Raw genomic sequence first — 19,229 nt, forward strand, 5'->3', positions numbered from 1 at the left:
CCGCTCAAGACCAGTCGCCCTCGGGCGTGCCATTGAACCGCTTCTCCAGGTCGGCCCAGCAATCGATGTAGTTGTCCTGCCGGGTTTCGAGTTCGGCGCTGTAGCGGGTCAGCATCTGCGGAAAGCGGGTCTCGAACATGAAGGCCATGGTGTTGTCGAGCTTGACCGGTTTCAGGTCCGCGCGCGAGGCTTTTTGGAAGCCAGGCGCATCCGGGCCATGGGCCAGCATCAGATTGTGCAGGCTGATACCGCCGGGGACAAAACCTTCCTCCTTGGCGTCGTACTGGCCATGGATCAGGCCCATGAACTCGCTCATGATGTTGCGATGGTACCAGGGCGGCCGGAACGTATTTTCCGCCACCAGCCAGCGCGGCGGGAAGATGACGAAATCGATGTTGGCGGTGCCTTCCTCGCCGCTCGGCGCCGTCAGCACGGTGAAGATCGACGGATCGGGGTGATCGAACAGCAGCGCACCGACCGGCGAAAAGGTCGCCAGATCATATTTATAGGGCGCGTAGTTGCCGTGCCAGGCAACGACGTCGAGCGGCGAATGGCCGATCTCGGTGACGTGAAAATTGCCGCACCATTTCACGATCAGCCGGCACGGCGTCTCCTTCTCCTCGAACCAGGCGCAAGGCGTCTTGAAGTCGCGCGGGTTGGCCAGGCAATTGGCGCCGATCGGGCCGCGGTCAGGCAGCGTCAGCTTGGCGCCGTAATTCTCGCAGACATAGCCGCGCACTTCGGCGTCGACCAGTTCGACCTTGAAGACGAGGCCGCGCGGCAGCACGGCGATTTCACCGGGCCGAAGCTCGATGACGCCCATCTCGGTGATGAAGCGCAAGCTGCCCACCTGCGGCACGATCAGCAGCTCGCCGTCGGCGTTGAAGAAATGATCGTCGGTCATCGAGCGGTTGGCGACATAGACATGGGCAGCCATGCCGGTCTGGCCAAGCACGTCGCCGGCGGTGGTGATGGTGCGCATACCCTTGATGAAGTCGGTCGGCTCTTTCGGCATCGGCACCGGATTCCAGCGGTACTGGCCAAGCGCCAGCTCGTGGTCGCCAACATTGGGGGCGCTCTTCCACAGGGGATAACTCGCCGCCTTGAACCTGCCCGTGTGCTTGACGCTCGGCCGGATGCGATAGAGCCAGGAGCGCTCATTGGTGCCGCGCGGCGCGGTGAAGGGCGAGCCTGAAAGCTGCTCGGCATAGAGGCCGTAGGCCGGCCGCTGCGGCGAGTTGCGTCCCTGCGGCAGTGAGCCGGGCAAGGTTTCGGTTTCGAAGTCGTTGCCGAAACCCGGCATATAGGAAAAGGCCATTGCTTCCTCCCGGATTGACCAAATTGGTTTCATTTGTAACCATCGAAAATGTAACTATCAATCTTCCGTTTTTCCCGGATGCGGACAATGGACATTCTCGAACTCGAAAGCTTTCTGCCCTACCGGCTCTACCGCCTTGCAGATGCGGTCAGCCGCGAATTCTCGAAGGTCTATAAGGACCGCCATGGCCTGACCCGGCCCGAATGGCGCACGTTGTCGGGATTGGGACAGCGCGGCACGATGACCGCGACGGAACTTGGCGAGCAGTCGGCCATGCACAAGACCAAGGTCTCGCGCGCCGTGGCCGAGTTAGAACGGCGGCGCTGGCTGGTACGAACACCTGACGAGAACGACGGCCGCGTCGAGCACTTGACGCTTACCAAAGTCGGGCTTGCAGCCTATCGCGAGATGGTGCCGCTGGCGCAGAGTTTCGAGCGGGAACTGCTGGCGAAACTTGGCGTGGACGAACGTGCGGCGATTGTGCGTGGGGTGGCGGCGCTGGAGAAGGCGTTGGAAGAAAAGTAGCGCTGAAAGAATGGGGATAGGCTGGCGGGACAGCGCCACCTCTGTCCGGCAGGACAGAGGGGACGCCTCGCGCAGACGTTTCACCGGATAGCGCGCTATGCGCGCCGTTACCAGTCCATCACCACCTTGCCGGAACTGCCGCTGCGCATCGCATCGAAGCCGGCCTGGAAATCGTCGATGCCGATGCGGTGCGTGATGAGCGCGGAGACGTCGAGCGGGCCCTGTACCAGGGCGATCATCTTGTACCAGGTCTCGAACATCTCGCGGCCGTAGATGCCCTTCAAGTGCAGCATCTTGAAGATGACCTTGTTCCAGTCGATCTCGAAACCAGTCGGGGCGATGCCGAGGATGGCGATCTTGCCGCCATTGTTCATGGTGTCGATCATGTCGCGGAAGGCGGGCGCGGCGCCCGACATCTCCAACCCGACATCGAAACCTTCCGTCATGCCGAGTGCCGGCATGACGTCGCGGAGCTTCTCCTGCGAAGCGTCGACGACATGCTGGACGCCGAGTTTCTTCGCCAGCGCCAGGCGCACCGGGTTGATGTCAGTGATGACAACCTTGCGTGCGCCGACGCACTGCGCCACCAGCGCGCCCATGATGCCGATCGGTCCGGCGCCGGTAACCAGCACATCCTCGCCGACCAGATCGAAGGACAACGCCGTGTGGACCGCATTGCCCAGGGGATCGAAGATCGCGGCAATCTCGTCCGGCACGTCGTCGGGGATCGGCACCACATTGTGCTGGGGAATGGCCAGGTACTCGCCGAAGGCGCCCGGACGGTTGACGCCGACGCCGAGCGTGTTACGGCATAGATGTCCCCTGCCCGCGCGGCAGTTGCGGCAATGACCGCAGACGATGTGTCCCTCGCCCGACACCCGCTGGCCGACCTTGTATTCGGTGACCGCGGCACCAAAGTCGGCTACCGTGCCGACGAATTCGTGGCCGGTCACCATCGGCACAGGAACCGTCTTTTGCGCCCACTGGTCCCAGTTGTAGATGTGGACATCGGTGCCGCAGATCGCGGTCTTCTTGATCTTGATCAGCACATCGTTCGGGCCGATCTCCGGCACCGGAACCTCTTCCATCCAGATGCCCGGTTCGGCCTTGGCCTTCACCAGTGCCTTCATCATGTTCGACATTCTCTTGTCCCTTGAATCTCTTGATCCGGAATCGCTTTTCGCTACCGGCCCTTCAGGAAATCACGCCCAATTCCCTGCCGACCGCTCCGAACGCTTCCACGGCCCGGTCGATGTCGGCGCTGGAGTGCGCCGCCGACATCTGGGTGCGGATGCGGGCCTGGCCCTTCGGCACCACAGGGAATGAGAATCCAATGACGTAGATACCACGCTTCAGCATGCGCGCCGCCATCTCCTGCGCCAATGTGGCATCGCCCAGCATCACCGGGATAATCGGATGGTCGGCCCCGGCCAGCGTGAAGCCAAGCTTGCCCATCTGGGACCTGAACCGCGCCGCATTGGCATATAGGCGCTCGCGCAATCCGTCGCCATTGCGGATCAGCTCGAACACCTTGATCGAGGCGCCGGCGATCGCCGGCATCAGCGTGTTGGAGAAGAGATAAGGCCGCGAGCGCTGGCGCAGCCAGTCGACCACCTGCTTCTTGCCCGAGGTGTAGCCGCCCGAAGCGCCTCCGAGCGCCTTGCCGAGCGTGCCCGTGATGATGTCAACCCTGCCCTCGACACCGCAATGCTCGGGCGAACCGCGCCCGTTTCCGCCGACAAAGCCGACCGCATGGCTGTCATCCACCATGACCATGGCGTCGTATTTTTCGGCCAGGTCGCAGACGCCTGAGAGATTGGCGATGATGCCGTCCATGGAAAACACGCCGTCGGTGGCGATCAGCCGGAAGCGGCAATCCTTGGCTTCCTTCAGGCGTGCCTCGAGATCGGCCATGTCGTTGTTGGCGTAGCGAAAGCGTTTGGCCTTTGACAGCCGGACGCCGTCGATGATCGAGGCGTGATTGAGCGCGTCGGAAATGATTGCGTCTTCCTCGCCAAGCAGCGTCTCGAACAGGCCGCCATTGGCGTCGAAGCAGGAGCCGTAGAGGATGGTGTCCTCCAAGCCGAGGAACGACGAAATCGTCGTCTCGAGCTGCTTGTGTTCTTCCTGCGTCCCGCAGATGAAGCGTACCGAGGCCATGCCGTAGCCGTAGCGGTCGAGCGCCTGCGTGGCCGCCGCGCGCAGTTCCGCGCTGTCGGCAAGGCCGAGATAGTTGTTGGCGCAGAAGTTCAGCACTTTCTCGCCGCCGACCTCGATCTCAGCCGACTGCATCGAGGAAATCACCCGCTCGGACTTGTAGAGCCCGGCGGATTTCAACCCGGCAAGCTCGCTGTCGATATGGGAGAGAAATGCTGCGGTCATGATCGGGCCCCGTTTGACGTCGGCAGACTGTCGTCCCGCCCGCACAAAAAATCCATCGCAAAAGCGACGGATCAGGTGGCCGGGCAGCATCAGCTGGGACGTTCCGACATTGCCCAGGTGACCACCCGGAAACGCATGGGCCGACGAATGCTCAAATGCAGGCCGGCCGCGAAAGAACCCGATAACCATTTCGTGATCTTTCCGCCTCTCGTCCGCGCCGGCCGGCCGTCGATTTCCAGTCCTGTTAACGTTTGCAGTTCAATGGTGCTCGCATAAATCCGTTGGCGAGAGGACCGCCCCCGAACATGTCTCAGCAGCCGGTGCAAACCGTTTCAGGCAAGCTCATACTGCTGATCAAGGCTGGCTACTGGCTGGCGCTGCTGATCATTGCCGCCATGGTCGCGGCCTCCTTCGTCCTGCTGCAGCAGACGATGGCCACGCAGCAGCACAACAACACCTTGCTCGACATCGTCGGCACGCAGAAGACGCTGTCGCAGCGCATCGTCTTTCTGGCCAACGCAACGGGCGCCGCCTCGCGCGACAAGCAGCCGGCGCTGGTCAGCGCGCTGAAGCAGGCCACGGCGGAGTTCGAGACGAACTACGATCTGCTGCTCAAGCAGACGGGCGCGGATCCGCAATCGCCGGCCAAGCTCGATGCGAAGTCGATCCAGAGCGTGCTTTTCGCCAAGCCCTTCCATCTCGACTATTTCTCGGTTGGCCTGATCGCCAATGGCGACCGGCTGGTCTCTGCACTGGAATCGCAGCTCAATCTTGGCGACAATGGCGGCTACAAGGGCGGCGCCGACCGCGTCAATCTCGATGCCTCGGTCGCCAATGCCACGCTGTCGGGCTATGCCGCGCTCGGCCAGCGCATCAGCGCCGATGCCGACGAGCGCTCCGAAAAGCTGCTCTCCCTCCACCGCACTCTGTTCTACGCCACACTCGGCGTCATCCTGCTGGTGGCGCTGTTCATCTTCAGGCCGATGTCCAACGCGATCCTGCGCAAGACGCGTGAGTTGGTCGACGCGCGCAATTCGATGGCCTTCATCGCGGTGCATGACGGCCTGACCGGCCTGCACAACCGCACCTTCCTCACCGACCATTTCGAGACGCTGATCAAGGGCGCGCATCGCCGGCGCGAGCGCCTGGCCGTAGTCCAGCTCGACCTCGACCGCTTCAAGCAGATCAACGATACGCTGGGTCACGCCGCCGGCGATTATGTCCTGGTCGTGACGGCACAGCGCATGCGCGATTCCTGCCGCGCGTCGGATCTGTGCGCGCGGCTCGGCGGCGACGAATTCGTGATGATCCTCAACGGAGCCGGCAGCACCGAGGACATCAACATGCTGGCACGGCGCATCCTGGTGCACATCAACGAGCCGATCGTGTTCCAGGGCACCACCATTCTCCCGGGCGCCAGCGGCGGCATCGCGGTCTATCCGATCGATGCCGACAATGCGCAGGACCTGCTCGTCCATGCCGATCTGGCGCTCTACTCCGCCAAGAAAATGGGTGGCGGCAACTTCTCGTTCTTCTCCGAGGAACTGCGCCGCGAACTCGACTACCGCAAGCAGCTCGAACACGACATCAAGGTCGCCATTTCCGAAAAGGCGTTCCAGGTCTATTTCCAGCCGCAGGTCTCGCTGACCGACGGCACCATCAGCGGCATCGAAGCGCTCGTGCGCTGGAATCATCCCGAGCGCGGCATGATCTCGCCGGGCGAATTCATCCCGGTCGCCGAGAAATGCGGCTTCATGCCGGAGATCGGCCGCATCGTGATCAGCAAGGCGATCAACGAGGCCGCCGAGTGGAACCGTGCCGGGATTGCCTTCGGCCGGCTTGCGGTCAATGTCTCGGGTACCGAGTTGCGCGAGCATGATTTCGATGCGTTTTTGTTCGATACGCTGGAGAAAGCCGGACTGCCGCCGCATAAACTGTCGCTGGAAATCGTCGAATCCGTCATTCTGGACGACGAGAAGACTGGCATCGCGGCGAAGCTGCGTCATATCAGGGCGGCCGGCGTGCATCTGGAACTCGATGATTTCGGCACCGGCTATGCTTCGCTCAGCCACGTCAATCCCAACGAGATCGACAGGCTCAAGATCGACCGTCGCTTCGTGCAAAACATCCACGAGAATGGCGACAACTCCAAGATCGTGCGCGCCATCACTGAACTTGCCCGGGGGCTGGGCATCTCCATCGTCGCCGAGGGTGCCGAAACCGAGGCCGAGCTCGACTCGCTGATGGCGATCGGCTGCGACCAGGTGCAGGGCTATTCCATCGCCTTCCCGATGCCGCATGACAAGGCGCTCGAATGGCTGACCGCCCGCATGCCGAAGAAAGCCAGGCTAACGGTATTGCAGGGAAGCCTGGCGTAGCCCGGCCAGCCTTGACAAGCAGCCGCGGAAATGGCGGCCTGTCCTGATCGCGAGGGGATAGCGGCCCCATGACATTCTTTCGGCTTGCCCTGGCAGCCATGTTGATGTCGGCGTTGCCTGCCCATGGCGCGGATCGCACCATCTATCTCACCTTCGACGACGGTCCGCTGAACGGTACAAGCAACATCCTCGACGTCTTGGAGGCCGCGCAGGTTCCGGCAACGCTGTTCATGGTCGGTATGCATGCCGAGGCCAGTGCGTCCAACAGGCCGGCATTCCTAGCTCTCTACGTTTTTCCGCAACGCCGCAAGCACCTGCGCAAATTCCGCCAGACGCTCGTCGGACAGTCCTTTGCGAAGCCGCTTGTCGAAGACGAGTGCCGCTTGCCGCAACGTCTCGAACAGCGCTTCTCCCGTCTCCGTCAATTCGACCAGGTGAACCCGGCGGTTAACGGGATCGCGCCGCCGCGTCAGCAGGCCCTGCGCTTCCATCGCGTTGAGATGATGGGTCAGCGTCGCGCCCTGGATGCCGATCATGCCGGCGAGTTCGCGCTGATTGGCAAGCTCGCTCGACTTGACAGACAGCAGCGTGAGCCAGACCGGCAATGTGCCGCCTGCTTCAACCAAGGCAGCGTCGAAGGCCTGGGCGACAAGCTTGGCGGTTCGGCCGAGATTCATGCCGACCGGCGGGCGGTCAAATGGTGTCATGATCTGACAGTAGAGCAAGCAGTGGGAATGTGAAACTTGGCTTCGTGATTGACATCTAACCGTTAGATATCTAATTTTGCCTTATTGATGGCGTCGCAGCATGGTTGCGGCGCGTAGGCGGTGGGCGAATGAGAGGAATGCGGTCATGCAATATGTTTATATCGCCGTCATCGGCCTGCACGTCATGGCCGGCGTCTTCTGGGCCGGCACGACCATCGCGGTTGGCCGCGATCCGGACATCCGGGCAGAGCGGTTCTTCCGGCCGCAAATGGGCGCGGCCGGTTTGGCTTTCCTGACCGGTTTGCTGCTCTGGTATTTCTTTCATGAGGGTGCTTTTGGCTCGATGGAAAAGGTACTGGCGCTCGGCATTTTGACGGCGCTGATCGCCGCCGGCGTGCAAGGCGCGCTTGTGGGCTCCGCCAGCAGGCAGCTTGCCGGCGCCGATGCCGCGACCCAAACGGCGCTGCGCGCGAAAATGACCAGGGGCGAACGCATTGCCGGCGGGCTGCTGGTCATCACCGTGCTTTGCATGGCGACCGCCAAGATGTTTTAGAATCGCACGGCCGGTGAAAGCCGATCATGCGCGGCGCGCAACGGACCAGAGCGGCAGGTGGCTCTCCTTGCAAAGGCCGTTGCGCGCCACCCGATCGTGATCAAATCCTGATCCCGAACCTGATCCCGTCATAGATTGCGGCGTGGATGTTGCGCGAGGCAACCGCGTCGCCGATGCGCAAGAGCACGAAGCCGCCATCCGCGTTGCGCTTGGGAAAAATGTCGCCGCCGTTGACCAGCCGCTCATAGTCGACCGCACCACCGTTCTTCGACAGCGGTTTCAGCGAAAGGTACAGATCGTCGAGCGGCGCCGTGCCGTGCTCGACCACCACCTGGTCGACCCTGCGCTCTCCGCGCCAGCCATCGGCGAAATCCGAAGCGAGTTCCGCGATCAGTTGATTGCCTTCGCGCCGCACCGAGCGCAGGCGGGTATTGATGGTGACGGTGACGCCCTTTTCCTGGAAGGCCCTGACATAGGGTACGTGGTTCATGCCGCCCATTTCGGGGGCGAAGAAGCGTTCCGGCGAAACCAGTTCCAGCTTCGAGCCGCTGTTGGCAATCAGTTCGGCCGCGCCCATGCCCTGATGGCCGCCATTGTCGTCGTAGAGCAGCACATTTTCGGCCGGCTTGACGCTGCCGGCCATGATGTCCCAGCTCGAGGTGACGAGATTGTCGCCGGAGGCCAGCGGCGGGTTCTGCGGCAGGCCCCCGGTGGCGATCACCACGACGTCGGGCGCCAGCGCCAGAACATCGTCCTGTTCCGCCCAGGTGTCATAGCGGATCTCGACGCCGAGCCGGTCGAGTTCGGCCAGCCGCCAGTCGATGATGCCGATCAATTCCTTGCGGCGCGGGTTCTGGGTCGCCAGACGCACCTGGCCGCCAGCTTGTGATGATGCCTCGAGGATCGTGACTTGATGACCGCGCTCGGCTGCGACGCGCGCCGCCTCCAGCCCACCAGCGCCGGCGCCGACGACCACCACTTTCCGCTTAGGGCCTTCCGTCTTGACAATAACGTGCGGGATATCCGCCTCGCGGCCGGTCGCCGCATTGTGAACGCACAGCGCCTCGCCGCCTTCATAGATGCGGTCGAGACAATAGGTAGCGCCGACACAGGGACGTATCTCGTGCTCGCGGCCCTCCGTCACCTTCTTGATGATGTGCGGATCTGCGATATGGGCGCGTGTCATGCCGACCATGTCGAGCTTGCCGGTGGCGATCGCATGGCGTGCGGTGGCGACATCGGAAATGCGCGCCGCGTGGAAGGTCGGGAATTTCGTCGCCGCCCTCACCTCGCCGGCGAAATCGAGATGCGGCGAAGACCGCATGCCGGTCACCGGAATGACCTTGGTGAGCGCCGCGTCGGTCTCGATCGAGCCCCGGATGATGTTGAGGAAATCGAGCTTGCCGGAGCCGGCCAACCGCCTGGCGATCTCGACGCCCTCCTCCTTCGACAGGCCTTTGTCGAAATCCTCGTCGGCGACCATGCGGATGCCGACGACGAATTTCTCGCCGACCGCCGCGCGCACCGCATCGAGCACCATGTTGGTGAAGCGCAGGCGGTTGTCGAGCGAACCGCCATACTCGTCATCGCGATGATTGGTGGCGGGCGACCAGAAGCCGTCCATCAGATGGCCGTAGGATTCGAACTCGATGCCGTCGAGCCCGGCCGCCTGACAGCGCTGGGCGGCCGACGCATAGTCGGCGACGATGCGCTCGATATCCCACTCCTCGATGGTCTTGGGGAAAGCGCGATGCGCCGGCTCGCGCACCGGCGAAGCCGAGAGCACCGGCAGCCAGTCGGCCTTGTTCCAACCCGTGCGGCGGCCAAGATGGGTGATCTGGATCATCACCTTGCAGTCATGCTCGTGGCAGGCATCGGTGAGTTCGGCCAGCCACGGCACGATGCGGTCGTCATAGACGTGCAGATTGCCGAAGGCAGCCGGGCTGTCCCGCGAAACGATCGCCGAGCCGGCGGTCATGGTCAGCGCCATGCCGCCCTTGGCCTTTTCGGCATGGTAGAGCCGGTAGCGCTCCTTCGGCATGCCGTCCTCCGAGTAAGCCGGCTCGTGGCTGGTCGACATCACCCGGTTCTTCAGCGTCAAATGCTTGAGCTGGTAGGGTTGGAGAAGCGGGTCGTTGCTGGTCATCGTCTTCCTGCCGTTTTAATTTGTGCTAATGAGCGGCAAATCCAAGGGAAACCGCATATGATCGATACCAAAAATCTCACCCAGCTCGGCACGCACGTCGAGACGCCACAGAGCCCCGAAGCCGCGGTCCTGGAAACCGTGCCGTTTTCGCGCGGCGACGGGCCGCCGGCGATCGTGCGCTTTACCTGCCCGGAATTCACCTCGCTCTGCCCAGTGACCGGACAGCCGGATTTCGCCCACATCGTCATCGACTACGCACCCGATGCCGCCCTGGTGGAATCGAAGTCGCTCAAGCTGTTCATGACCTCGTTTCGCAACCATGGCGCCTTCCATGAAGACTGCACGGTGATGATCGGACGCCGCATCGTGGCCGCGACCAAGCCGCTCTGGTTGCGCATAGGCGGCTATTGGTATCCGCGCGGCGGCATTCCGATCGATGTGTTCTGGCAGACCGGCGCTCCGCCCGAAGGCGCCTGGCTGCCGGATACCGGCGTCGCCCCCTATCGCGGGCGCGGCTAGTTCGGCCATCATTCGCACTGGTACTGGCTGAGCGCCCATTCGCCGGTCACCGACAAAAGGTCCGCTATCTTCCATTCGCCATCGACCTTCTTGAACTTCCATTCGAGGCGGTGCGGGTTACCGGCGACGACGAAGGCGACGATCACCTTGGCCTGGTCGCCATTGATCGCTTCGAGCGTCTTGAGGCTCTTGTCGATCTCGGCCTTGTCGTAGTCCGCATTGTCGAGCGCCATGTTGGGGTCCAGGCACTCGCCCTGCCCGGATTTGCGCAAGGCATCGCTCTTGTCGAGCACGGCTTTCGCCGGATCGATGAAATGGCCGCGCTGAGCAGGATCGACCTCCAGGCCGACCTGATCGTAGAACGGCCGCACCACCGCTGTCGGCGACCCCGGCTGGATTGGAGCGGCAGGCTCGCTTGGCGGCGATGCGACGGGTGGGGTCGGCGGCTCCGCGGCGCCGCCAGGCGGGGTTGCCGGCGGCGTCACGCTGTCATCGGGCGCGGTCCCGGCCGGAGCTTTTGCCGGCGGCGCGCCCAACAGCCCCTGAGCGGCCGCGCCGTTCAAGTCCGCCGCCAGCAGGCACACGGCCGAGAACAAAAGAAGCGTGCGACCGGCCATCGCATCACTCCGGATCTTGGCCCGCCATGCATTCGAGCTGGCTCAGCGTCCAGTCGCTGGTCTTCGATGCAATGTCCGATATCTTCCACTTGCCGTCGACCTTCTTCAGCGACCAGTGCATTTCGCGCTGCGAATCGTCTCCTTCCGGAAAAAGACTGAAACTCGCCACCACCTGCGCCGTATCGCCCTCCACCGTCTCGGACAGCTTCAGTGTCCTGGAAAGGGCCTTCTGGTCGAAATCCTGCGCGTCGAGGCCGGGGTCGAAGTCGATACAGGCGACCTGGTCCGGATTCTTCTTGTTGGCCTGGTCGTTGAGGTCGAACAGTTTCGTCACCGGCTCGGTGAAGCGATCGCGGTATTGCGCGTCGGCCTCGAACTTGACCTGCGGGACATAGAAGAACTTCACGGCGTCGGACGCCGGGCCGGCCAATGCCGCGGCTGGTGTGGCAATCGACAGGATGGCAGCGAGCAGCAGTTTCATGGATTTCCCCGAATGCATGGATTTCCCCGAATGTTTGACTGCGGAAGGCAATCAATACCACGCATCGTGCATATCGGCTTTTTTGCGGCTCATGAAGCCTCCTCCGGGCGGCGCGTCTGCTTGCATAGATCAAATCCAACGATCCTTAGTTTCCGAAAGTGGCGATCGGCGCGTTGAGTTGGGAGCGCTCAGGCTTGACACCGAGCCCTGGGATCTGCGGGACGCGTATATGCCCGTTCTCGATCACGATCGGGTTTGCGGGATCAGTATGCCCTTCGATGTACTCCTGCGCGATCCAGGCTCCCTCAAAACGTCTCGGCTCGACGGTAGCGGCGAGGTGGACGCATGCCGCGGCGATGACGTCTCCGCCCCAGGCATCGTCGCAGCTGTGCGGAAGAGATCGTATCGCACACAGGTCGCGGACCGTGGCCATCTTGGTCAGACCACCAAGACGGGTGACCTTCAATCCGAATCCGTCGGCGATACCTGACGAAACTGCCCGAAGCACGGCATTCAAATCCTCGGTACTCTCATCGAGATAGATCGGATGCGTAACGCGCCCTTTGAGGCCTGCGACTTCCTCCATGGTGTTGCAAGGCTGTTCGAACACGAACGGGATTGCCTGGCAAAGCCGATCGATGTGCAGCGCCGCGGCAGCAGTCAGGCCGCGATTGGCGTCGACGGCTATGCGGGCCCTGAAGCCAACCGCCTCCCATACTTTGTGCACAGTGGCGACGTCTTGTTCGAGATCCCGCCCGCCGATCTTGATCTGAAGCCGTGGATATCCGGCGTTGACCTTGTCGGCGGCAATACGCGCGGTCTCGTCCGGAGCACCGACGGTCGTCGAGTAGTATGACGGCACGCGATCGGTGAGCGCACCACCGAGAAGTGTTGAAACAGGGACGCCCAGCCGCTGGCCGGCGAGGTCGAGGAGAGCTATGTCCAAGGCCGCCTTGGCATAGTTGTGACCGTTCAGCCGTTCGTCCATTCGTTTGGCGAGGCGGCGCATGGACGCTGTGTCCTCGCCGATGAGTCCCGGCGCTATTTCAGCAATTGCCGCTCTCGCGCCCAGAGCATGCTGGGGTTGATAAACAGGGCCGATCGGGCAAGTCTCACCCCAGCCTGACAGTCCATCCTCGGTGGTGACTTCAACCAGCGTGCTGTCCAAATTCTGCACGGTGTCGCTGGCCATCCGGTAGGCACCGCCTTTAACAGGCAGAAGCGTCTGATAGACTTTGATTGACCTGATACGCATTCAGACATTAGCCTCGTTCATGCCTTGCCTGGTCTGGCGCCTTTCGCCATGGTCAAAGACCAAGCGCCACCTTGCGCCCGTCATGAATGGCAAATGCCGCCTGTCTGGAGGCGGTACAATCGCCGATGGAGGTATGCGCAATTCCGCGCCTTTCGAGCTCGATGGACAGGCTGTCCTGCGCCATGCTGGTGGTGGCGAAGACCAAAGCGTCGGCCTCGACCTGCTGCTCGGTCCCGTCGAGCAGCGAAGCGATCCTGGCCACCCTGCCGTCCCAATGAACGACGGCGCTCTCGGTCACAAACCGCACCTTCAGCTTGGCGAGTGCCCGTCGCAGCGGCGCATCGACGGCCATTCGCTGAAGCTCTTTGCCGACCAGGGCGTCCGGTGTCACAAGCGTTACATTGTGACCATCCTCGGCCAGTTTCCAGGCGGTGCCGCAGCCCTTCCAATTGCCGCCATCGTCCAGCAAGAGAACATTTTTTCCCGGCCTCGCCTCGCGCGCCATCACCGCTTCGGCCGAGAGCACCGGACCGCCGCCCGGAATGCTCTCCCAGTGCGGCAAGGCCCGCTGGAAAGCGCCGTCCGGTGGCATCGAGCCGGTCGCCACGATGACGTGATCGGCGCCTTCGCGCTCGACATCGTCGGCCTCGACATACTGCCCGTAGCGGATATCGACCTGGAGCTGGCCGAGCTGGCGCTCATACCAGTCGATCAGGTCCAGAATCTGGGCACGGCGCGGCTGCAGCCCGGCAAGACGGAACTGCCCCCCAAGGCGATCGGATGCCTCGGCCAGCGTGACGCGATGGCCGCGCTCGGCCGCGGCGCGCGCCGCTTCGAGACCGGCCGGGCCGCCACCGACGACCAGTACGCGCTTCGGCTGGCCGGCCGGAGCAAAGCGGTCGCCGCCCCACTCCCATTCCCGCCCCGCGGAAGGATTGATGACGCAGCTGATCCAGTAGTCACGGCTGCGCCGGCCCCAGCACATCTGGTTGCAGGACAGGCAGCCGCGAATGTCCTGCGGCCGGCCGGCGGCAGCCTTTGCAGCCAGATGCGGATCGGCGATCTGCCCACGCACGATGGAAACGAGATCGGCACGGCCTTCGCTCAGCACGCTCTCGGCGTTCTCGGGCGTGCGGATATGGCTCTCGGCGGTGATCAACGCGTGACGCACGGTGGATTTGAGCACGGACGCCAGGTCGGCACCGAGCTTCTCCGGGTAAACAAAGGTCGGCATGATCTTGTAGAAATCGAAGTAGGAACCCGTTCCGCAAGTGACATAGTCCATCAAGGCATCGCGGTCGTGGAGGTCGATGATCTCGGCCAGCGCTTCGCGCTTCAGCGCCACTTCGACTTCGGGCTCATCATTGATCGCGAGACCGATGATAAAATCATCGCCGCATTCCCGGCGAATCCTGGTCATCACCTCACGGCTCATGCGGGTGCGGTTCTCGAGGCTGCCGCCCCATCGGTCGTCCCGGCGGTTCGACCAAGGTGTCCAGAACTGGTCCAGCATCGAATGGTACGCCGCCCAGACCTCGACGCCGTCGAAGCCGGCCTGGTGGCAACGGCGCGCGGCCTGGACGAAGCCGTCGATCGTTTCTTCGATCTCGGCTTCGGACATCCGATGCGAGCCGTCGGAATCGTGGTAGCTCGGCAGGCCGGAAGGCGACCAACCGGGGTGAAACGAGTTGTCCGCGTCCGCGTGCTGACCGACATGGTAGAGCTGCTGGATGGCGACGGCGCCGTTGCCGCGGATCGCCTCCGTCACCTTGCGGAAATGCGGAATGACGCGGTCATCGGACGGGCTGAAATTGCCACGGGTAAGCACGGCGGCCTGATGCACGGGCATCGGCTCGACCACGATCATGCCGGCCCCGCCGATGGCGCGTTCGGCGTAGTAGCCGACATGGCGTTCGGTCGGCAGCCCGTTCTCGGCCATGTTCGCCGTATGGGCTCCAAACACGATCCTGTTGCGCAATGTTTTGCCACGCAAGGTGGCCGGCTCGAACAAACGTTTGAAGACCCGGCCGGACATGCAAATTCTTCCCCATCGGCGGCATTGCGCCGGCGCAAGGGAGCGCCGGCGCCGTGTGGCAGAACTTCTGGCGTCAGGCGTCCAGCCAGACGTTCTGGAGGTCCATCTCGAAGGTCTGGTGGACGCCGTAGTTCTTCACCTTCTTGTTCGTGTGGCTGTAGAGCTTCTGCCAGAACGGCTGGATGATGACGCCGGAGTCCTGCAGGATCTGCTCGACATCCTTCATCACCTCCTTGCGCTTGGCGACATCGATGAGCGAGAGCGCCTGCTTGAGCTTGGCGTCGAAATCGGGATTGGAATAGGCCGATTCGTTCCACGCCTCGCCGGTGCGATAACCCAGCGCCAGCACCTGGACACCGAGCGGGCGCATGTACCAGATGGTCATCGAATAGGGATATTTCGTCCAGTCGTTCCAGAAGGTCGAGCCCGGCAGCACCGTGCGCTTGACCTTGATGCCGGCGTCACGCAGCTGGCCGGCGATCGCGTCGCCGGTGTTCTTCTGCCAGTCGTCCTCGATGGTGATCAGCTCGTGCTCGAAGTCGGCCTGACCGGCGTCCGCCATCAGCTTCTTGGCGCCGGCGGCGTCGCGCTCTTTCTTGGGCAGGGCATAGTATTCCGGATGGATCGGACTGACATGGTGGTTCTCGCCGACTGTGCCGCGGCCGTTGTAGCCAAGCTGCAGCACCGCGTTGTTGTCGACCGCCATCTGCAGCGCATTGCGAACGCGCTGATCGTCGTAGGGCTTGTGCGTGATGTTGGTGCGGGCAACCAGCGTGGTGGCGGTCGCGACCTCCGACTTCTGCAGCCCCATCTTGTCGAGAATGTCGATGAAGTCGGCGGGCGACTCGAAGTTGAGGTCGATCTCACCGGAATCGAATGCGTTCACCGTGGCGTTGAAATCGGTGCCGTAGTCGATGAATTCGATACCGTCGAGTGGCGCCTCGCCGCCCCACCATTTGCCGTTCTCGCGGCGCTTGACCACCGCCTTCTGGCCGACGTCGTAAGAAACCAACTCAAACGCTCCCGTGCCGATCGGCTTCTTGATCGGGTCGGCGCCATCGGCGTCGAAATTGCGGTGCACGATGAGCGCCGGATAATCGGTGAAATTGGGAATAAGCGAAATATCGGGCTCGCTGAGCTTCAGCTTGACCGTGTTGTCGTCGACCTTGGTGATGGCGCCGTCCCTGGCCTTGCCGGTCTTGGCATCGATCAGCGCACCGACGCGGGCCGCCATCGAGTTGCCGGCGACGCCCTTCTCGCACCAGCGCGTCACATTGTGCACCACGTCATCGGCGCTGAAGGCATCGCCATTGTTCCAGGTGACGCCCTTGCGCACATGCAGCGTGTATTCGGTGGCGTCGTCGTTGATGTCCCAGCTTTCGAGCAGCACCGGCTCGAAGGTGAATTGCCTGGTGTAGCGCACCAGCGGCTCCAGCCAGCAACGCGAGATATTGGCCAGTTCCACCCAATCGTAAGTGCGCGGATCCTTCTGCGCTTTCACCGCCATCGAGACGTGCAGCGTCCCGCCCTTCTTCGGTTCCTCGGCCACAGCTTGCGTCGGCGCGGCGAGGCCGATCATGCCATAGGCAAATGCGGTCGACGCACCAAGCGCGCTGGCCAGCGCCAGGAACTCCCGCCGGTCCATGCGACCCGCCTTCGCTTCCGCCGCCATCGCTTCGATAGCGGGCGGCACACGATCGCCGTTGCTTGTGAAAATCGTCATGTCATTCTCCCCTTGTTGTTCCCGTGAGGTCTTTGCCTGCTTTTTCAACTAACGCTGTCAGGCAGTTTTTCCTCGCGCCGCGCGATCAAATCCTTGAGACCGTCGGCGATGCCCTCGTCGAGTTTCGGCTCCTCATAGTCGGCAAGCATGTTGCGCGCCTTCTCGCGGCCGCGCGTGTCGTGGTCCTTCGCCCCTTCCGCCTTCCATTGTTCGTAGGAGTTGAAGTCCATGATGCTCGGCATGAAGAAAGCCTTCTCGAAATGCTCGAGCGTGTGCTGGGTGCCGAGGAAATGGCCCTGCGGCCCGACTTCGCGGATCGCTGCCATCGCTTCCTTGAAATCGTCGAAAGGCAGGCCGCCGGCATATTTGTACCAGCCGACAAGCTGTTCGCAGTCGGTGGCGAATTTCGAGTAACCGCAAGTGAGACCCGCTTCCAGCCATCCGGCCGAATGCCAGATGTAGTTGGCGCCGGCGAGGATGGCTGCATGCATCAGCATGTTCGCCTCATAGCCAGCCTGGGCATCGTTGAGCTTCGAGCCGACATGAAAGCCCGATGTGCGCCACGGCAGTTTGTATTTCCGCGCCAGCGCACCCATCAGATACATCATCTGGGCGGCCTCCGGCGTGCCGCCCATGGGAGCGCCGGTCTTCATGTCGACCGTGACCATGAACTGGCCGTAGATCTGGGGCGAACCGGGACGGATGAGCTGGGTCAGGGCCACGCCGGCGAGCGCCTCGGCATTGACCTGCGCCACCGCGCCGACGGCCGACGCCGCGGTCGAGGCGCCGCAGAGCGCGAACGGCGCCAGGATCAGCGGCTGATTGTGGCTTGCATAGACCCGCATCGCGTCGATCATGGTGGCGTCCCAGACCAGCGGCGAATTGCAGTTGGTGATCGCCACCAGCACCGGGTTTTCGCGGACGAACTCCTCGCCGAAGACGATTGCAGCCATCGCCATCGTGTCCTCGGCGCGCTCCTTGGACGTCACGATGCCCATGAACGGCTTGTCGGAATGTTTCAGCGCCGAATGGATGATATGCAGATGCCGCTTCGGCACGGCGATTTCCATCGGCTCGCAGATGACCGAACTCGAGGAATGCAGCGCCGGCGCCATGTAGGCGAGCTTGTGGAAATTGTTGAGGTCGGCAAGCGTGCCGTAGCGCCTGTTGTTGTCGAGGTCGCGTATGTAGGGCGCGCCATACATCGGCACGAAGATCGAGTTCTTGCCGCCAACGCGGACCGTGCGCTCGGGATTGCGCGCATTGAGCGTGAATTCGGATGGGACTTTCGAGACGAGCTCCATCAGCAGCGCGCGGTCGATACGCACGCGCGTTTCCCTGACATCGGCCCCAGCCGCCTTCCAGAGCTCGATGGCTCCGTCGTCGCGGAATTCGCAGCCCACTTCTTCGAGTATCTTGAGCGACTCCTCGTGGATCAGTTCCACCGCCTCATCGGGAACGATCTCATAGACCGGGATCTGGCGCACCAGGGTCGGGAACGAGGCAATCGGCGCGCTCCTCATCGCCTTGCGCCCGAGACGGCCACCACCACGGCGATGGGTTTGCTCGGTCAATTCAGTGGCCGGTGCGTTCATGGAGCCTCCATCCCTTCGATCCCGGTCAACTTAGCGAGGTGAAATCCGACTGTGACGCTGGAAAATCCTGATCTCTTGTATAAGCTGAGCTTATGCGAAGCCTTCGCCACCTCCTGCCCTCCGCCGGCAGCCTGATCGTCTTCGAGGCGGCCGGCCGGTTGTCGAGTTTCACCGCCGCCGGGCGCGAGCTCGGCATGACGCAGGCCGCAGTTTCCTATGCCGTGCGTGGGTTGGAGGAACAGCTTGGCGCCACGCTGTTCCAGCGCCGCCACCGCCAGGTCAGCCTGACCGAGGCCGGCGAGCGCTTCCATGCCGACGTCTCGCTCGGCCTTTCCCACATCCGCAAGTCGGCGGAGGACCTTCGCCTGCAGGCGACTGGCGGCCATGTGACGCTCGCCGCGTCGACCGCCTTCGGCTCGTTCTGGATGATGCCGCGCCTGCAGAGGTTCCGCGACGAACTGCCGGGCATCGATCTGCGCATCCAGACCGGCGACCGAGATCTCGACATCATCCCGGAAGGCATTCCGCTTGCCGTGCGCGGAGGCGTGCCACGCGACTGGCCGGACTACCACTCGCTAGCGCTCTCCGACGAAGAGATCTTTCCGGTCGCGGGTCCCAGTTATCTGACGAAATTCGGCCGGCCCGAGACCGTCGAGCAACTGGCGACACACCGCCTCATTCATCTGGAAGAGCCCTATCGCGAGGCCCCGAACTGGGACGAATGGTTCCGGTCGGCCGGAGCCAGTCTCCGCAATGCGGAGCGTGGCTTGCGCATCAATGACTATGCGATTGTGATCCAGGCGGTCATGGAGGGGCAAGGCATCGCGCTCGGCTGGCGCCACCTTGTCGAGCGGCTGCTGTCGACCGGGCTGCTGGTGCCGGTGACGGACCACATCATGAAGACGGGCACCGCGTTCTACGTCATCTGGCCGAAGAACCGCGAGCTCAGCGACAATGCGCGCAAGGTCAGGGATTGGCTGCTGGCGCAGGCGTAA

The 19,229-nt window shown here is 62.9% G+C and carries 16 protein-coding genes and 1 pseudogene; 6 read left to right on the forward strand and 11 right to left on the reverse strand.

The window, feature by feature from the left end:
* Positions 1 to 4: 4 nt before the first annotated feature.
* On the reverse strand, positions 5 to 1,318 hold the full coding sequence (gene hmgA, locus LB524_RS21660) for a homogentisate 1,2-dioxygenase (RefSeq protein WP_224529969.1): 1,314 nt from the start codon (positions 1,316 to 1,318) through the stop codon (positions 5 to 7).
* A gap of 87 nt (positions 1,319 to 1,405) precedes the next feature.
* Between hmgA and LB524_RS21665 the strand changes: the two genes are divergently transcribed.
* Positions 1,406 to 1,843 (forward strand): MarR family winged helix-turn-helix transcriptional regulator, encoded by a 438-nt coding sequence (locus tag LB524_RS21665; protein WP_224529973.1) that lies wholly within the window; start codon positions 1,406 to 1,408, stop codon positions 1,841 to 1,843.
* Between the two features lie 107 nt (positions 1,844 to 1,950).
* Here the strand turns inward: LB524_RS21665 and tdh are convergent, their stop codons facing one another.
* Positions 1,951 to 2,985: an L-threonine 3-dehydrogenase gene (gene tdh, locus LB524_RS21670; RefSeq protein ID WP_015318326.1), complete on the reverse strand. Its 1,035-nt coding sequence runs from the start codon at positions 2,983 to 2,985 to the stop codon at positions 1,951 to 1,953.
* 52 nt (positions 2,986 to 3,037) lie between these two features.
* Complete coding sequence (locus tag LB524_RS21675; RefSeq protein ID WP_140617110.1) at positions 3,038 to 4,225, reverse strand: glycine C-acetyltransferase; 1,188 nt, start codon at positions 4,223 to 4,225, stop codon at positions 3,038 to 3,040.
* A 305-nt stretch (positions 4,226 to 4,530) separates the two neighbouring features.
* Between LB524_RS21675 and LB524_RS21680 the strand changes: the two genes are divergently transcribed.
* Together LB524_RS21680 and LB524_RS21685 are read left to right on the forward strand one after the other, a co-directional pair.
* Positions 4,531 to 6,603 carry a putative bifunctional diguanylate cyclase/phosphodiesterase gene (locus LB524_RS21680; RefSeq protein ID WP_224529977.1) on the forward strand — a complete coding sequence of 691 codons (2,073 nt, stop codon included), beginning with the start codon at positions 4,531 to 4,533 and terminating at the stop codon, positions 6,601 to 6,603.
* A gap of 104 nt (positions 6,604 to 6,707) precedes the next feature.
* A pseudogene (locus LB524_RS21685) lies at positions 6,708 to 6,848 on the forward strand (polysaccharide deacetylase family protein); the annotation flags it as partial.
* A 33-nt stretch (positions 6,849 to 6,881) separates the two neighbouring features.
* Here LB524_RS21685 and LB524_RS21690 read toward each other — a convergent pair.
* On the reverse strand, positions 6,882 to 7,310 hold the full coding sequence (locus LB524_RS21690; RefSeq protein WP_015318329.1) for a MarR family winged helix-turn-helix transcriptional regulator: 429 nt from the start codon (positions 7,308 to 7,310) through the stop codon (positions 6,882 to 6,884).
* A gap of 145 nt (positions 7,311 to 7,455) precedes the next feature.
* Between LB524_RS21690 and LB524_RS21695 the strand changes: the two genes are divergently transcribed.
* Positions 7,456 to 7,863: a hypothetical protein gene (locus LB524_RS21695; RefSeq protein ID WP_140617114.1), complete on the forward strand. Its 408-nt coding sequence runs from the start codon at positions 7,456 to 7,458 to the stop codon at positions 7,861 to 7,863.
* 100 nt (positions 7,864 to 7,963) lie between these two features.
* Here LB524_RS21695 and LB524_RS21700 read toward each other — a convergent pair whose 3' ends face one another.
* Positions 7,964 to 10,009 (reverse strand): FAD-dependent oxidoreductase, encoded by a 2,046-nt coding sequence (locus LB524_RS21700; RefSeq protein ID WP_224529980.1) that lies wholly within the window; start codon positions 10,007 to 10,009, stop codon positions 7,964 to 7,966.
* Between the two features lie 57 nt (positions 10,010 to 10,066).
* Here LB524_RS21700 and queF point away from each other — a divergent pair, with 57 nt between their 5' ends.
* Entirely contained in the window at positions 10,067 to 10,528 is a 462-nt protein-coding gene (gene queF / locus LB524_RS21705) for a preQ(1) synthase (protein ID WP_140717669.1), read from the forward strand.
* Positions 10,529 to 10,536: 8 nt separating this feature from the next.
* On the opposite strand, the gene LB524_RS21710 is transcribed toward queF, so the two are convergent.
* The 6 genes from LB524_RS21710 to LB524_RS21735 all read right to left on the reverse strand — a co-directional run bounded on the left by LB524_RS21710 (position 10,537) and on the right by LB524_RS21735 (position 18,234).
* On the reverse strand, positions 10,537 to 11,145 hold the full coding sequence (locus LB524_RS21710; protein WP_140617116.1) for a hypothetical protein: 609 nt from the start codon (positions 11,143 to 11,145) through the stop codon (positions 10,537 to 10,539).
* 4 nt (positions 11,146 to 11,149) lie between these two features.
* On the reverse strand, positions 11,150 to 11,626 hold the full coding sequence (locus tag LB524_RS21715; RefSeq protein WP_224529983.1) for a DUF3828 domain-containing protein: 477 nt from the start codon (positions 11,624 to 11,626) through the stop codon (positions 11,150 to 11,152).
* 145 nt (positions 11,627 to 11,771) lie between these two features.
* The gene (locus LB524_RS21720) at positions 11,772 to 12,881 is read right to left on the reverse strand and encodes a mandelate racemase/muconate lactonizing enzyme family protein (RefSeq protein WP_224529985.1); all 1,110 of its coding nucleotides are present in this window, start codon (positions 12,879 to 12,881) and stop codon (positions 11,772 to 11,774) included.
* A 52-nt stretch (positions 12,882 to 12,933) separates the two neighbouring features.
* Entirely contained in the window at positions 12,934 to 14,916 is a 1,983-nt protein-coding gene (locus LB524_RS21725; protein WP_224529989.1) for an FAD-dependent oxidoreductase, read from the reverse strand.
* 73 nt (positions 14,917 to 14,989) lie between these two features.
* Positions 14,990 to 16,639 (reverse strand): ABC transporter substrate-binding protein, encoded by a 1,650-nt coding sequence (locus LB524_RS21730; RefSeq protein ID WP_224530000.1) that lies wholly within the window; start codon positions 16,637 to 16,639, stop codon positions 14,990 to 14,992.
* A 44-nt stretch (positions 16,640 to 16,683) separates the two neighbouring features.
* Positions 16,684 to 18,234, reverse strand: a complete 1,551-nt coding sequence (locus LB524_RS21735) for a trimethylamine methyltransferase family protein (RefSeq protein ID WP_224530002.1) — start codon at positions 18,232 to 18,234, stop codon at positions 16,684 to 16,686.
* Between the two features lie 92 nt (positions 18,235 to 18,326).
* Here LB524_RS21735 and LB524_RS21740 point away from each other — a divergent pair, with 92 nt between their 5' ends.
* Positions 18,327 to 19,229: a LysR substrate-binding domain-containing protein gene (locus LB524_RS21740; protein ID WP_224530004.1), complete on the forward strand. Its 903-nt coding sequence runs from the start codon at positions 18,327 to 18,329 to the stop codon at positions 19,227 to 19,229.

It is taken from the genome of Mesorhizobium sp. ESP6-5, assembly GCF_020164695.1.
Lineage (GTDB): Bacteria > Pseudomonadota > Alphaproteobacteria > Rhizobiales > Rhizobiaceae > Mesorhizobium > Mesorhizobium australicum.